Source organism: Enterobacter cloacae complex sp. P2B (assembly GCF_014895985.1).
GTDB lineage: Bacteria > Pseudomonadota > Gammaproteobacteria > Enterobacterales > Enterobacteriaceae > Enterobacter > Enterobacter bugandensis.
The window spans coordinates 115,502-131,471 of record NZ_JADBQQ010000011.1; the positions used below are offsets into that span (position 1 = coordinate 115,502).

A 15,970-nucleotide genomic window follows, 5' to 3' on the forward strand; every position below is an offset into this window, starting at 1 on the left:
ACCGCCATCCTTAGTTAGGTATCCAGCGTGCGCCGACGTCGTATTTTGCCATCAGCCACAAAATACCCAGTGCCGCCGCATGCACTAACGTGTTCTCTATCCAGGCGTGACGCCATAAATCGAAGGTAATGAACTGACTCACCAGCAGCACCACGTAAACATGCAAAATAAAGGTATAGAGCGAGTGCTGCCCTAGCGGGATGAGGAACCATCCCAGCAGGCGGTTGAGCGGCGTCCAGCAATACGTCAGCACCAGGTAGACGGTGACCATCAGGGCGATATCGTTCAATACCCGCACCGGGCCCAGCCCATTCTTCGCCGCCCAGGTGTGATAAAACGAATTGAAGCTGTCAGGCGGGATGACGTGCATCAGCAGCGCGGGCGGCATAAACGGGTTGGTATGGTTCTGGGCAACAAATCCCAGCACCAGTGACACCATGACCAGCGCCACCACCACCCCTTTGCCCGGGGGCGTCCGGGCGAACGAGAGCAGTTCGGCTTTATACCAGCCGCTGGCCATGCCCAGCACAAAGATGAACTGCCAGGCGAGCAGCGGGAAGGCAAATTCGAATTCCGACGGCGTCAGCCGGAGCGGCCACCGCTGCCACAGGCTGTACACCAGCAGCGACAGCCCTAACAGCCACCAGACTTTTCCTTTCTGCAGCATCCCTAAAAATAGCGGGCTGAGTAGCAGCAAAAAGATATAGAGTCCGAGAATTTGCGTCTGGTGGGGGCCGATCTGCAAATAGAGAATAATATTGAACCAGGTCTCTTTAATTTGCGGCGTCACAGGATAAAGCGACCAGCTTTGACCCGAAAAGCGGTCGGTAAAATGGGTGACCTCGAAAACGTTAATATGTGGGATATAGGCCAGCAGAATAAACGACACTATGATAATGATATTTACGCGATATATTTTCCATGCCCTGAGATAAAGCCCCCAGGAAACCGTGAGCAAAACCACTTTTTGCAGACGCGCGCGATTCAGCATTCCCAGCATAAACCCGGAAAGAATGACAAAGCCTTCTGCACCTGTTGTTAACCCAAAACGCTCCCAGGAGAATATATTAAATATCGACATCACCTCCGTATGCGCCACGACCATCATGACGAGGGCAATGCCGCGCATAAAGTCAATTCTCAGGTCACGGGCACCTGCAACGGAATACCTCCATGTTATTGATTTAGCGTCATCTTCTTGCGCGACCGACGGCGCAACATGGCTCATAGGGTGTCCTTTGCCTGAAAACGAAAATTAAGGTCTAAATAAAGTAGATAGTCTAAAGGAATAGTAACTGCAATTTATCACCGGCAGATGAAACATATTAAGCAGAATTAAATCCAAATTAACCACCACTTCATATTAATAAAAACGACGCTGGACACTTTTATTCGGCGTTCTACACTTATCTTAAATCTTGTTTACTCGCTATTTTCTTTCGCTTTTGGGCAACTGTCTGCGCAGCAGAATGGGTCTGCATTTTCACGGAATCAGGAACGCCGGAACTATGGATTTTTATTTTTCCCGTTTTGAACATCGTCGTCCTCCGGAACCGTTAACAACACCGCGTTGGGTCATGATGACCTGGCAGGTATTAGCGGTCGCGGCACTTATTCTGGGTGCAAATTATATTTACTGGCGCTGGACCGCCTCCCTGAATACTGACGCACTATGGTATGCCATACCGCTGGTCCTCGCCGAAACGCTGGCGTGGATAGGGACCGTGCTGTTTACCATCAACTTATGGAAAGAACAGGATCCCCCCCAGTGTCCGCCCCCCGGCGAAATTAACGAATGCCTGTTTCCGGAAGAGGCCGTAGAACCTCGTCCTGTTAAAGTGGATTTGTTCATTGCCACCTACTCGGAAGACACCGAGCTGGTCAGGCTGTCCATTCGCGACGCCCTGAAGATGGCCTACCCGTACCCGATTGACTACCGGATCCACGTGCTTGATGACGGCCGCCGCCCGGAGATGAAAGCCGTCTGCGACGAGGAAGGCGTTAACTATATCAGCCGCCAGACCAACATCGGCTTTAAGGCCGGCAACCTGCGCAACGGTCTTGAGCAAACCGACGGTGATTTCATTGTTATCTGCGACGCCGATACCCGCGTATTTCCCACCCTGCTCAGCCATACGCTGGGCTATTTTCGCGATCCGGACGTGGCCTGGGTGCAGACGCCGCAGTGGTTCTTCGACCTTCCGGAAGGAGAAAATCTTTCACGCTGGGGCCAGCGAAAAGCCGGAAAAGTGGGCTACGGTCTGGGCTGGCTGATTCAAAAGTGTGTTGGCCCGGTCACCGTAGGCCGCGACCCGTTTTTTAACGATCCGCGCATGTTCTATGACGTGATCCTGCGGCGGCGCAACTGGGCGAACGCGGCTTTCTGCTGCGGCGCGGCCTCCATCCACCGGCGCGAGGCGGTCATGCAGGCCGCGCTGAGAAGCTACGTCTGGTCCGTCGAAGAGGAGATCCATCGCCACACCCGCGACATCCGCGATGAAGAAACCCGCGAAGCGCTGCAGGAGGCGATGCGCCCGCACGTGGCGTTTGACACCGAGCTCACCCCCTACAAATTTCACGTCTCCGAAGATATTTACACCTCGGTGCTGCTGCACGGTGACGCCGCGCGACGCTGGCGCTCGGTCATGCATCCGCGGGTGGAGTCGAAGATGCTCTCTCCGCAGGATATGCTGACCTGGATGATCCAGCGCTTTAAATACGCTGCCGGCTCGCTGGATATTTTGTTCCATGACAATATCTTCAGCCGTCGCCGCTTCCGGCTTTCCCTCCCCCAGACGCTAATGTATGCCACCACCTTCTGGTCTTACATGGCCTGCGTGTGGAACACGGTATTTTTGATTTCGCCCATTATCTATCTGTTCACCGGCATTCCGCCGGTATCCGCATGGTCGACGCCGTTCTATCTCCACTTTCTCCCCTTTTTTATCTTCTCTGAACTGGCGTTTATGTTCGGGACATGGGGGATCTCGGCCTGGGACGGCAGGGCCTCTTACCTCTCCTTCTTTTCCATGAACCTGCGCGCGCTCAATACCGTGCTGCGGGGCGAGCAGATCAAATTTCACGTCACGCCAAAAGAGCGGCAGACGGGCCGTTTTCTCTACCTGGTGAAGCCGCAGATTGCCATTGTGGTGCTGACCCTCGCAGGGCTTATCTGGGGCGGTATTCAGGTGGCGCGTGGACAGGTGGACGACCCCTCCGGCTACGTCATCAATATTTTCTGGGGAGGGGTGAACATCGCCGCCATGCTGCCGCTGATTTTCGCGGCCATGTGGACGCCCGCCGAAGAGGATGAGGTCACCCAATGAGGATACGTGATGCCCTGCTGCCCGCGCGCAGCTACCTCACCATTTTGCTCGGGTTCCTGCTCGGCTTTGCCATTGTGGTCTGGGTGGAGAAACAGATGCCCACGCGCGTGGAAAGCAGCGGCGGCATCGCGCTCAGCAAAGACTTCCCGCCGCTGCCTGCGAAACGCGCCCTGACCTATGACGAAGCCATCTGGGCGCGAGTCGCCTGGCAATACTACGTGAATAATACCCAGCCAAACGGCCTGCCGAATGCCAGCGACGGTGAACCCTGGCTGAGCCTCTGGAGCGTGGGAAGCTACCTGTTTGCGACCGCTGCCGCAGAGCAGCTCAACATTATTTCCGCCGATGAGTTCGACGAGAGGATCGGTACGGCCCTGTTCGCGCTGGGGCAGCTGCCGCTCAACGAGCGAGGCCTGCCAGCCGCGTATTACCATGCGGATACCCTGAAAATCCTCGGCAAATCCGACGCCTCGGCAATTGGGCTGAGCCGCCTGCTGACGGCGCTTCAGACCCTCCTGTGGCGCTATCCTCAGCACGCGGCGGCTATCCACGATCTCTTCAGCCTCTGGAACACCGGCGCTCTGATTGAACATAACGTCCAAAGCCAGGCGGCCGTGCCGCTCCATCACTGGACGCTGACCGATGATGAACAGCGGGACAGTTTTGGCTACCGTCTCTATGCCAGCCATACGCTGCGCCTGATTGACAGCGCGGCAGGCCTCGCGGTAACCAACCCGCCTGAAGGGCAAAAGATGATCGATCTGGACGGCGTGATGGTGCCGGATGAAGGGCTACGCACGCCCTGGGGCAAGCAAACCTCCCTGATCAGTCTCCCCTACCTGTTAACCGGCCTTGAACTGGGCTTTGACGCGCAGAGCGCTGAGATTGCGTGGCGGATTATGCAGATCCAGCAGCGGCGTCATAGCCTGCGCAGCCCAAAACAGCCTGTCAGCACGGATTACGCCGAACCGGCGCCGGATTACGTCAACGATCTGCCGAACAGGCAGCCGGTACAGGCGCGCAACCTGCGCGACGAGGTGCCGGAGAAAGTGGCAATTACCTCCACCCGCACCGCGTTTGCCTGGTATGCCCTGTTCCGCAACAGCTGGAGCGAAGCGCTGCGCCAGCAGGTTCTGCCGCTTCAGGTACCGGGTAAAGGCTGGCAGCGCGGTTTAAATCTCAACAACAGCGTCAATGCCGTCGTGGACGCCGATACCAATGCCATTGTGCTGGAAAGTCTGTCTTACATCGCGCATGGTCAGATGCTCTGTCTGGCCTGCCTCTACACTTCCCCCTCAGCAGGAGCAACGCCATGAAGCCACGATCCCCGATCCTTTTCCACTTGCTCACGGGAATAACGATCTGCTGGCTGGCGTTATCGACCGTGCGTGCGGACACCGAGCTTCCTGCATCAGGTTACTCCCCGCGCAGCGGCGAGCTGACGGCCCGAGAGATGACCATCGCGAAAAACGCCTGGCAGTATTTCGTCACCAACTATCAGCCCACGACGGGCCTGGTGAATGCGGTCAACAAATTTCCCTCCACCACCATGTGGGACAGCGCCTCCTATCTGGCCGCCCTGACGGCGGCGCGGGAGCTCGGGATCATTGATAAAGCGGAATTTGACCGCCGGATGCTGAAATTTCTCGCCACGTTAAACACCCTGGTACTGTTCCGCAACGAGCTGCCCAACAAGGCCTATAACACCATCAGCGCCCAGAAGGTGGACTACACCAACAAGCCCGGCGAAATTGGCTTCTCGGCGCTGGATATCGGGCGAATGCTGGTCTGGCTGAAAATCGTCAAAGAGCGCTATCCGGAATACGGCAACAGCATTGATAACGTGGTGCTCGGCTGGGATTTCAGCCACGCGATCGACCCCTGCGGCACGCTGTACGGGGCCTATCTCGAGAACGGCCAGCCGAAGTACGTTCAGGAAGGTCGGCTGGGCTATGAAGAGTACGGCGCGGCCGGGTTCCAGCTTTGGGGGTTTAATACCTGTAAAGCCAGCCGTCCGCAGCCTTACGAGCTGGCCGAAATCTACTGCGTGCTTGTCCCGTACGATACGCGCGACCCGCGCAACACGTCGCAGCATAACTACGTGGTGACGGAATCCTACCTGCTCTACGGGCTGGAGTTCGGCTTTGATAAACCGACCGACCGGGATAACGCCCCGCGCGACTACTCCCTGACGTGGATGAAAAACTTTGCTGACCGCGTTTATCAGGCTCAGGAGAACCGCTATACCATTACCGGCGTCCTCACCGCGCGCTCCGAGCACCAGCTCGATAAGGCCCCTTACTTCGTCTATGACACCGTCTTCAGCGACGGATACAACTGGAACACCATTACCGATAAAGGCCAGTTCGTCCCCAACGCTGCCGCGATATCGCTGAAGGCGGCGCTGGGCATGTGGGTGCTGTGGAACTCCCCCTATACCGACCGCCTGCTGAATACCATTGAGAATGCCAACGAAGAGGGAAAAGGCTACTACGAAGGGCTGTATGAAAACGGTGACGGCCCGATCAAAGAGTTCACCGCGAACAATAACGGCATCATGCTGGAAGCCCTGCTGTTCAAGAAAGAGGGAAAACTGCTGGCCTTCAACACCGACAACCCAAAGAGCAAGGATTTTGCCCCGTCGCTGTGGGATCGCAAGCTGCTCGATCAGTTTGAAGAGAACAACGCGCTGCGCAGCCGTCCGTTCCTTAGCAGCACACCGGCCATAAAAAGCTGGTGCGACCGGACGGGCGTCACGCAGCGTACCAAACCCGCCTGTCAGGCCTGTCAGTGCGCGTCATGCAGCGTGGACGAGCCCGTTAAACTGCCTCCGGTGACTGCGCAATGCTTAAAACCTTAGCCAGAGGGCTCGCGGGATTACTCCTTGCAGGCGGGGTCATCTTTGCCCTGTTTGGCCATCAGGGCGCAGGCTGGCGCTGGCTAATCCACGGCGGCTGGCACTCCAGCGCGCGTATCGCCGCCCTGACGCCGGAAGAGCAGACGTGGGCGACGATCGCCTGGCGCTATTTCGTCAATAATACCCAGCCGCAAACGGGCCTGGTCAACGGGAGCGACAAACAGCCCCGCGTCACGCTCTGGCAAATGGGCGATACGCTTATCGCCCTGCTGGCGGCAAAAGAGCTGGGACTGATTGAGGACGCCGAGTATGACGCTCGCTTAACCCGTCTCATGGGCACCCTTAACCGCCTGATGCTGACCGATGCCCGAACGCCGGGTCGACTCTATTCCAGCCAGACGGCGACGCCAGTCGACTTTAGCGGCAAGCCCAGCAAAAACGGCTGGTCCGCGCGCGACATGGCGCGTCTGATGCTCGCCCTGCGCCTTACCGCAGAGCGGGAGCCGCAGTACAGCGAATACCTGGATAAAATTATCCTGCGCTGGAATTTCTGCCCGGTCATCGATAGCGAAGGCGAGCTATGGTCCTCTTCCCTGCAAAACGGTCAGCCGGTCGTGCGGGAGGAACTGCGGCTGGGCGAAAGTGAATATGCCGCGACGGCGTTTCAGCTGTGGGGATTTTCCCCGGATAAAGCGTTTACGCCCCCGGCGCACCACGTCATCATCGCCCAGCGGCGTCTGGCCGTCGATGCCCGCGATCCGCGCACCACGTGGCAGCCCTCTCTGATTACCACCCTTCCCTATATGCTGCCGGGCCTGGAGTTTGGCTGGGAGCCAGAAGGCGTTGCGGCCGATCTGCAACAGCGTCTGCGCAAGCAGGCCGAAAACGTCTGGCTGAGCCAGAAGACCCGCTGGGAGACCGATAAAATCCTGACGGCCAGGGCAGATTTCACGCTCTCTCAGGCGCCCTGGCATATCCAGGATACCGTCTGGGGAAATGGCTATGCCTGGAACTCTGTCGGAGACGATGGCCGGGACTACACCCGTTTCGCGCAGGTATCGACCAAAGCGGTTTTTGCCCTGTGGGCACTGTGGGACACCCCGTACACCGACGTGCTGATGACGGTCACCAAACACCTTAACGATCCGCAGAAAGGCTGGTATGAAGGCCGTCAGGAAGCCACGGGCGATACCAACGCTGCCTTAACCCTCTCGACCAACGCCACGGTGCTGGAAGCCCTTTTCTTTAAACACAACGCCGGCCCTCTGTTTGACGTGCGTCGGTCGAAGAAAGAGAGCTACTTCTCACGCCGCCTGGCGGAGCAATACACGCCCATCGGACACTGTCTGCCGGGCGAAAGCACCCTAAGGAGGACGCCGTGAAGTTCTATCGCGATCTGTTTGAATCCAGCCTGAACCGCGTCTTTCCGAATAATGAAAAAACCGCGTTTTTTCAGACGTTCTATGACGCCTTCGTCCATATGTCACCCGAAACCGAAGCGCATTTTTCTCGTCTGCCGGATCGGGAGGGCCAGCAGACCCTGTTTAAAAGCTTCTTCGCCATGCTTGCGGTCGACGGCGCCCTGATCGTCCCTGATTTTCTCGAGCGCCTGGCGCGGGAGCAAAGCGACGACGGCCTCCACCTTCCCCCGCGGTTTTTTGCCCTTTGGCGCGAAGCGATGTTGAACGCGGTGAGCCTGCGCGATCCGCAGTGCGACGATGAGATCCTCACCGCCTGGGCCATGGCGATCGCGCCCGGGCTGGAATACCTTCGCCGACAGGCAGAACTGCACTACCGCGCGTAGGGGGAATCACGATGAGTTCATTCACGTACGATCTTAACGCGCTGCCGGCCGCCGTCATGATTTACGACCGTAATGAATGCCTGCAAGCCTGGAATCACAACGTTGCCCTGTTTTATCCGGTCATAACCCCGTGGCTGACGGTGGGAACGACACTTGAGGCGCTGGCGGAACGCTTTATCGACGCCGTTTACAACGTCGATCCCGGCCTGCGCCAGACGCTGCGCGAGTCGATCGTGCGCAACTGTCGGCAGGATAAACACTGCGAGGTGCGCCAGGCGGGCCAGCGGCGGATCTTCGTCCAGCATCAGCGGCTTGCGGACGGTGGTATTGTCAGCCTGCACAGCGATGTTACGGAGCTGGATGAAGCGCAGCGCGCGCGCCACCAGCTGCATGACGACTTTCTGCTGACGGCGGAATCCATTCATATCGGGATCTGGGACTGGCAGGTTTCCGGCGACACGCTCCAGGTCAACGATACCCTGCTTGCCATGCTGGGCCAGTCGCGCACACAGTGGCGATATCCGGTGCGTTTTCTTCTCAATCAGGTCCACGAGGACGATCGCGCAGCGCTACGCAAGGCGCTGCACGCTTCGAAGCAGGATCATCGTCCGGTCTTTGAATGTGAAATTCGCGTGCATCACCCTACCGAAGGACTGCGCTGGATGCTGCTGTCCGGCCAGGTGGTTACGCTCTCCATTGAGGGAAACGCAGAGCGCGTTATTGGCACGCTGCAGGATATTACGCGGCGCAAAGAGGCTGAAATTCAGGCGTTCGCCTCGGCCATTGAGGCACAAAAAGCCAATGAGGCAAAAAGCGCGTTCCTGGCGAATATGAGCCATGAAATTCGTACCCCGATGAACGGCATTATTGGCATGACCCAGCTGTGCCTGGATACGTCTCTGAGCGCCGATCAGCGCGACTATCTGACCCTGGTGATGAGCTCTGCCCAGTCTCTGCTGCATATCATCAACGACATTCTCGATTTTTCCCGAATTGAAGCCGGCAAAGTGGAGCTGGAGTCGGAACCCGTTCCTGTCCGCCCCTTTATTCAGTCGCTTATTCGCCCGCACATGCCGGGGGCGAGCGAAAAAGGCATCGAGCTGCTGGTTGATATTGCGCCCGACGTTCCCGACGTGCTGCTGGTTGACGGCGCGCGGCTGCGGCAAATCCTGACCAATTTGCTGGGCAACGCGCTGAAATTTACCCATCAGGGAGAAGTGATCCTGGTGGTTGAGCCCGGCGATAGCGCGGGCAGATGGCGTTTTCGCGTGCGCGACAGCGGCATTGGCATACCGGCAGATAAGCAGAAGGCCATTTTTGAAGCCTTCAGCCAGGCGGACAACTCAACCACCCGTCGCTACGGCGGTACGGGGCTCGGGCTAACCATCTCGGCAAGACTGGTTGCGGCCATGGGGGGCGAATTAACGGTCTCCAGCGAGCCGGGAAAAGGCAGCGAATTTTCGTTCTCGCTGCCCCTGGCGGCGCAGACCCTTGCGCCCGGAGAGCGCCCACATAGCCAGCGCTTTAACGGTGAACCCGTGCTGGTGGTTGATGATAACGCGACCAACCTGCGGCTGCTGGCCGCGATGCTCAGCCAGATGGGACTGAAACCCACCTGCGTTAACAACGCCAGCGAGGCCATTGACCGGGTTAAAACGGGAACGGCGTGGCCCCTGATCCTGCTGGACGCACAGATGCCGGATATGGACGGCGTGTCTCTGGCCCTTGAGCTTTCGGTTCTGCCGCAGGTTGCTGAAAGCCATATCATCATGCTGAGCTCCATGAGCCGACATTTTGATATCAATATGCTGAAGCGGATCGGGATCAAAACCTATCTGCATAAGCCTATCGCCCAGGATGAATTACATCAGGCGATTGCCGCCGCGTTTGAACGTTCGCCAGCTCCCGTGGGTGAAAGCACGCCCGCGCCTGTCGCCTCGCCTGCAGCCACGGGACTGCGGATCCTGCTGGCCGAAGATAATCTGGTCAACCAGAAGGTCGCCGCGCGCCTGCTCGAGCGGCTCGGCCACAGCTGTCAGATAGTCGACAATGGCGTCGCGCTGCTGGAACGCTGGCGCGCGGATGCGTGGGACGTTTTGCTGATCGACCTTCAGATGCCTGAGATGGACGGTGAGACCGCCATTCGCCTGCTTCGTGAAGAAGAGCAGTCCCGGCCCGGACCGCCTCAGCCCACCGTCGCCATGACCGCACACGCCATGCAGGGGGATAAAGAGCGCTGCCTGAACATGGGGTTCGACGGCTACATTGCCAAACCCATCAGCCAGGAGCGTCTCGCTGAAGAGATTGCCCGCGTGCTCCAGCACCACGAAGACGCCTCCGGTTTTCCGGATGAAGCACGCCTGCTGAAGCAGTGCGCTGACGATCCCACCCTGGTACAGGAGCTGCTGGCCCTGTTTGGCGAAGGGCTAAATGAAGCAATCAAAACCATTACCCAGGCGATCGACAGCAACGACCGCGAGGCGCTGCGACGCGCGGCCCACAAGCTGCGCGGAGAAGCCGTCACCCTGGACTTCAGCACGCTCGCACAGCAGCTGCAGGTGCTGGAAAGCGACGCGCATACGCTGGATGGGCGCCAGCTTGCGGCCCTGAAAGAAAATCTTCGCCAGGAATCGCTGCGCCTGATGGCGTGGCTCAACGCGCGGGGGGTAAACAAATGAACGCTCGCAACTGCACGCTGCTCGTTGCCCTGTTGACCACCCACGCGGTGGCGAACTCTGCGCCGGTCAGTTGGTCTCTGGCCGGAGAATGGCAGGTTCAGGATGCCAATGACAGCGCACATCCTGCCGCATCAGGCTGGCACCCGCTTCAGGTTCCTGCCAACTGGTACAGCGCCGGGTACGATCATCAGGGCGCGCTGTGGTACAGGCACGCGTTTTCCCTGCCCGTGCAGCCCCCCGACGTGATGAGTACCCTGGTGTTTGACGGCGTCGATTACCTGGCAGAGGTGACCCTGAACGGCCAGCCGCTGGGCAAGCATGAGGGCTACTTTCAGCGTTTTTCGCTGGACGCCAGCCTGGCGTTACAACGTCACAATCGACTCGTCGTCAGGGTAGACAGCCCCTACGAAGATCCGCACAAGATCTGGCCTTTGCATAAAACGGTCATGAAGGGGGTTCTGAATCAGCATGACACGCGTCCCGGTGGCGCCTGGTCGCCGGAAGGACAGGACGCTAACTCGGGCGGCATCTGGGCACCGGTCCGGCTGCACCTTAGCCGGGGCGCCACCCTTGATGAGACCATCCTGCGGCCCGACTGGTCGCAGGGGCTGACTCGCCCGACGCTAAAAGCGGAGATTCGCTATCGCGCGCTCGGTCAGGGCCCGGCGACCGTGCGGCTCACCGCCACACCCGCCAACTTCAGCGGCATGCCCTATCAGGCTGACTTTCCGGTTACCCTCGAAAGCGGTGCCCATTCCGTGCAGGTGATGCTGCCCATGCCGAAGGCAAAGCTGTGGTGGCCGATCGGCACGGGGAAACCCCACCTGTATACCGTTCGCGTCGCGTTGCGGGATGCAAACGGCTTAATGGACACGGCGGTAACCCGCACCGGGCTGCGCAAAATCGTCGAGCAGCCCGACAATAAGGGCTGGCTCATAAACGACAGGCGCCTTTTTATTAAGGGCAGCAATTACATCGGTTCCCCCTGGCTCGGCACCATGACGCGGAAAAAATACCGACGCGACCTTCGTCTGGTGGAAGCCATGAACGCCAACGCCATACGCGTGCACGGACACGTTGCGGGGCGCGCGCTGTATGACGTGGCCGATGAGATGGGCATGATGATCTGGCAGGATGTTCCGCTGCAGTGGGGCTACAACAACAGTGCAGCTTTCACGGAAAATGCGGTTCGACAGACGCGAGAGATGATCGAACAGTTTGGCAATTCGCCCGCCATCATCGTCTGGGGCGGGCATAACGAACCGCCGTGGAATTCGCCGTGGATGGAAAAACGCTTCCCGGACTGGAATAAAGATCTGAATCGCGAGCTCACGCAAAAGGTGGCGGATACGCTTGCCGAAGATACCTCCCGCATCGTGCACCGCTTCTCCGCCGTTGAGGAGCATTACTGGGCGGGCTGGTACTTCGGCACCGTGCGCGACCTGCTTGCCCCAGCCAAAACGGGGATCATTACCGAGTTCGGCGCGCAGGCGCTTCCCCGCCTGTCAACGCTAAAAACCATCATCCCGGCGGCGTCGCTCTGGCCAAAAACGACCGCCGCCGACGATCCCGGCTGGACCGTCTGGAAATACCATAATTTTCAGCCCTTCCAGACCTTTAAGTTTGCCGGTATTTCGCGCGGGAAGAACATTCAGGCGATGATTCGCAATACCCAGGCGTACCAGTCTCAGCTGGTGGCCACGGCGGCCGAAAGCTATCGCCGACAGCGATACCAGCCGGTGACGGCCCTGTTCCACTTTATGTTTGTGGAAACCTGGCCATCCATCAACTGGGGCGTGGTGGACTACCTGCGTAAGCCTAAAGCCGGGTTTTACGCGCTCCAGCGCGCGTACCAGCCTGTTTTGCCGTCCATCGAACCGGTCACCGCGCAGTGGCAATCCGGCGCGGCGGCGACCGTGCGCCTCTGGGCCATCAACGACACCTGGAAACCGTGCAGCGAATGCCGCCTGACCTGGCGTATCACCCAGCGCGACAAGGTGCTGGCTAAAGGCACGACGACGATGACGATCGCAGCAGACTCGGGAACGATGGTCAAAACGCTGACGGCTACGCCCGTGGGCCAGGACGACGTGTCGATTCGGTTTACGATTGAAAACAGCGCGGGAAAAATTGTCGGTGAAAATCAGCGCACGGAGTCCGTCATAAAGTGAGCGAGGGGAAAAGGAAAATTGCCGCTTCCCCTGCTTTCTTGTACCCTTTCAGCGTTTACCCCAATCCCCTAAAAATCGAGACATCCGGACGCCTATGACTGCACACATTTCCAAAGATCCTTTACATGGCGTAACGCTGGAGATGATGGTCAACGCCCTGGTGGCGAAGTATGGCTGGAGCGAATTGGGCGACCGCATCAAAATTAACTGTTTCAGAAAAGATCCCAGCGTTAAATCGAGCCTGAAATTCCTGCGCCGCACCCCGTGGGCGCGCGCGGAAGTTGAAGCCCTGTATCTGGACTCCCTCAACGATGAGGAAAGCGCAGAACAAGCGGCGCCCGCCTTTAATCCCTGGGCTAACAGTCGGATTATCAAGAGCTAATACGCAAATGACGCGACACGTAAAACGGATCGGTGCGCTGGCTGCCTGCGCGCTTTTACTTGTAAGCTGCTCCTCAAAACCACCTAAATCACTGGTTACCCCTCTTCCCACCGCCAGCAAACCGACGCAGCAGGCAAACGAGCCGATGCGCGGGGTCTGGCTGGCGACCGTCTCTCGTCTCGACTGGCCGCCGGTGGCCTCGGTGAACGGCCGCAGCGCCGACCAGCGCATCAGCATGCAAAAGCAGGCGCTGATCGGCAAGCTCGACAACCTTAAGCGCCTCGGCATCAATACGGTATTTTTCCAGGTGAAGCCGGACAGTACCGCGCTCTGGTCATCAAAAATTCTACCGTGGTCAGATATGCTGACGGGCAACATCGGCGAATATCCGGGTTACGACCCGCTGCAGTTTATGCTGGATGAAGCGCACAAGCGCGGCATGAAGGTCCATGCCTGGTTTAACCCATACCGCGTGTCGACCAACACGAAGCCATCAACCATCGCCGCCCTGAACCGGACTTCATATCTGACCCCGTCCAGCGTCTATGTTCAGCACCCGGAATGGGTACGCGTCTCCGGCGATCGTTTTGTTCTCGACCCGGGCATTCCCGAAGTGCGCGACTGGATAACCAAAGTGGTGACCGAAGTGGTGGCGAACTACCCGGTAGACGGCGTGCAGTTTGATGATTACTTTTACGCTGAATCGCCGGGATCCGCGCTCAACGACGCGCAAACCTGGCGGCAGTACGGCCAGGGATTTGCCTCAAAAGCCGACTGGCGCAGACACAATACGCAGCAGCTGATCGTGCAGGTCTCCCGCGCGATCAAGCAGACCAGGCCCAACGTGGAGTTTGGCGTCAGCCCGGCGGGCGTGTGGCGGAACCGCTCCTTTGACCCGGCGGGTTCGGACACGCGCGGCGCCGCGGCCTACGATGAATCCTACGCCGATACGCGTCAGTGGGTGCAGCAGGGCCTGCTGGACTACATTGCCCCGCAGATATACTGGCCCTTCTCCCGGGACGCCGCGCGCTACGACGTGCTGACCAAATGGTGGGCCGACGTCGTCAAGCCGACCCACACCCGCCTGTATATCGGCATTGCGTTCTACAAGGTGGGCGAACCGTCGAAGAATGAGCCGGACTGGACGGTACACGGCGGTGTGCCGGAGCTAAAAAAACAGCTCGACCTTAACGATTCGCTGCCCAACGTGAACGGCACCATCCTGTTCCGGGAAGATTACCTGAACCAGCCGCAGACCCAGCAGGCGGTGAACTACCTCAAAGGACGCTGGGGTAGCTAAGTGACTATCAGGCAGAAACACCCCGTTTCTGCCTGATTTCTTACGGCTTCGGCCCGAACATTGCCTCAAGCTGCTGCGCGTCCGGCATACCGACCACCTGCTGCAGCTCGTTTTCCGCATTCAGATAGTAAATGGCTGGCGTGGCGTTTGCGCCCAGGCTGTCCATCAGCGCCTGGTGTTTCTGCAGGATCGCTACCGTTTCGCGGGAAGCGTCCCCTTCAGGTTTTGGCAATTTTTTCCCACCGGAAAGCTCGTATTCGCGCCAGGCCGAAACCGGATCTTTCGCATTCAGGATCGCAGAGGCGTTGCGCCCGCTGTTGGGGTTAAGAAACGCCACCAGCAGCGTGTTGAGCTGAACCTTGCCCGCCTTCACCCACGGCTGCGCTTCGGCCCAGAACTGCTTGCAGTACGGGCAGAACGGATCGGCGAAGACGAAGACCTTACGCGGGGCGTTATCTGCCCCTTCCTTCAGGGGATGCGCCGCGTTGAGGTTCTTCCACATCTCGCGTCCCATCGGAGCGTAGATCTCTTTCTGGAAATAGCTTTCGCTGAGGTTTTTTCCTTTGTCATCGTACAGATAGCCCGAAATAACGTGCTTTCCGTCCGGCGTTAAAAACAGCGTCACGCCCATGTCCTGATACTGCCCCAGCCAGGCCGGTGCGCCGCCGGGGGCATCCAGTTTCTTAATGATTTTGATCTGCTGCTGCTCGCTGAACTGCTTCACCACATCCGGTATGGCATCAGCGGCCTGGGCCAGCCCTGAGGTCGCCAGCGCCGAAAGTAACAGTAATTTTTTCATTTCCCTCTCCGGTTTGTCGGGGGCATTCCGCCCCCTTCAGGTTAGCGGTTTTTCAGTGCGTCACTGACCATTTCGTCGAACTGTTCAAAAGGAACCCAGCCGGGCAGCAGCCCTTCGCCGATAAGCGTGGCGGGCGTGCCCTGAATTCCCATTTTTTCCGCGACGATCAGGCTGCGTTTGATCGACACCATGCTCTCATCATCCGGCGCGGTGACGCTCACCCCCGCGCGCTTTTGCGCCTCCTGAATGCTGGCGTCATCGTGGTATCCCTTTTTGGCCATCAGGGTATGGTTAAATTTCATAAACTGCTCGGGATGCGCGCGCCAGACGGTTAACGCGTCGCGCGCGGCGGTCAGCGAACTTTCCGAGCGGAAAGGTAAAAACTTAAAGACCACCGCCACATCAGGGTGTTTTTCGACGATCTTCTCCAGGTAAGGATCGAATTTCTTACAGTACGGGCAGTTATAGTCGGTAAACACCACCAGGATAAGCTTTGGATTTTTCGCGCCGATGCGCGGGGAGTTCGGATCGTTAAACAGGAAATCAGCGATCATCTTCTGCGCGCGCTGTTCCTGGTCCGGCGTCAGCGGCTGGGCTGCCATCACCTGAGTCGAGGCCAGCAGGAGCATAAGCGTAATAAAGAATTTTTTCAT

General features: G+C 58.4%; 12 protein-coding genes. 9 read left to right on the forward strand and 3 right to left on the reverse strand.

Annotated elements, in window-relative coordinates:
* Positions 1–10: 10 nt before the first annotated feature.
* The gene (opgC, locus tag IM313_RS10680) at positions 11–1,228 is read right to left on the reverse strand and encodes an OpgC domain-containing protein (protein ID WP_048999590.1); all 1,218 of its coding nucleotides are present in this window, start codon (positions 1,226–1,228) and stop codon (positions 11–13) included.
* Positions 1,229–1,508: 280 nt separating this feature from the next.
* Between opgC and IM313_RS10685 the strand changes: the two genes are divergently transcribed.
* The 9 genes from IM313_RS10685 to IM313_RS10725 all read left to right on the forward strand — a co-directional run bounded on the left by IM313_RS10685 (position 1,509) and on the right by IM313_RS10725 (position 14,518).
* Positions 1,509–3,326 carry a glycosyltransferase gene (locus tag IM313_RS10685; RefSeq protein ID WP_028013198.1) on the forward strand — a complete coding sequence of 606 codons (1,818 nt, stop codon included), beginning with the start codon at positions 1,509–1,511 and terminating at the stop codon, positions 3,324–3,326.
* A complete protein-coding gene (locus IM313_RS10690; protein ID WP_192971086.1) occupies positions 3,323–4,642 on the forward strand; it encodes a DUF3131 domain-containing protein in 1,320 nt (439 codons plus the stop codon). The genes IM313_RS10685 and IM313_RS10690 overlap by 4 nt, the downstream gene beginning before the upstream one ends.
* Positions 4,639–6,186: a DUF3131 domain-containing protein gene (locus IM313_RS10695; RefSeq protein WP_045630442.1), complete on the forward strand. Its 1,548-nt coding sequence runs from the start codon at positions 4,639–4,641 to the stop codon at positions 6,184–6,186. The genes IM313_RS10690 and IM313_RS10695 overlap by 4 nt, the downstream gene beginning before the upstream one ends.
* A complete protein-coding gene (locus IM313_RS10700; RefSeq protein WP_041909922.1) occupies positions 6,171–7,565 on the forward strand; it encodes a DUF3131 domain-containing protein in 1,395 nt (464 codons plus the stop codon). The genes IM313_RS10695 and IM313_RS10700 overlap by 16 nt, the downstream gene beginning before the upstream one ends.
* Positions 7,562–7,987 (forward strand): hypothetical protein, encoded by a 426-nt coding sequence (locus IM313_RS10705; RefSeq protein ID WP_028013202.1) that lies wholly within the window; start codon positions 7,562–7,564, stop codon positions 7,985–7,987. The genes IM313_RS10700 and IM313_RS10705 overlap by 4 nt, the downstream gene beginning before the upstream one ends.
* 11 nt (positions 7,988–7,998) lie before the next feature.
* Complete coding sequence (locus IM313_RS10710; RefSeq protein ID WP_192971087.1) at positions 7,999–10,665, forward strand: response regulator; 2,667 nt, start codon at positions 7,999–8,001, stop codon at positions 10,663–10,665.
* Positions 10,662–12,836: a glycoside hydrolase family 2 TIM barrel-domain containing protein gene (locus IM313_RS10715; RefSeq protein WP_192971088.1), complete on the forward strand. Its 2,175-nt coding sequence runs from the start codon at positions 10,662–10,664 to the stop codon at positions 12,834–12,836. The genes IM313_RS10710 and IM313_RS10715 overlap by 4 nt, the downstream gene beginning before the upstream one ends.
* Before the next feature lie 94 nt (positions 12,837–12,930).
* Positions 12,931–13,218: a VF530 family DNA-binding protein gene (locus tag IM313_RS10720; RefSeq protein WP_041909918.1), complete on the forward strand. Its 288-nt coding sequence runs from the start codon at positions 12,931–12,933 to the stop codon at positions 13,216–13,218.
* Between the two features lie 7 nt (positions 13,219–13,225).
* Positions 13,226–14,518, forward strand: a complete 1,293-nt coding sequence (locus IM313_RS10725; protein WP_192971089.1) for a glycoside hydrolase family 10 protein — start codon at positions 13,226–13,228, stop codon at positions 14,516–14,518.
* A 40-nt stretch (positions 14,519–14,558) separates the two neighbouring features.
* On the opposite strand, the gene dsbG is transcribed toward IM313_RS10725, so the two are convergent.
* Together dsbG and IM313_RS10735 are read right to left on the reverse strand one after the other, a co-directional pair.
* Entirely contained in the window at positions 14,559–15,317 is a 759-nt protein-coding gene (gene dsbG, locus IM313_RS10730) for a thiol:disulfide interchange protein DsbG (RefSeq protein WP_192971090.1), read from the reverse strand.
* Between the two features lie 41 nt (positions 15,318–15,358).
* Positions 15,359–15,970: a DsbA family protein gene (locus IM313_RS10735; protein WP_192971091.1), complete on the reverse strand. Its 612-nt coding sequence runs from the start codon at positions 15,968–15,970 to the stop codon at positions 15,359–15,361.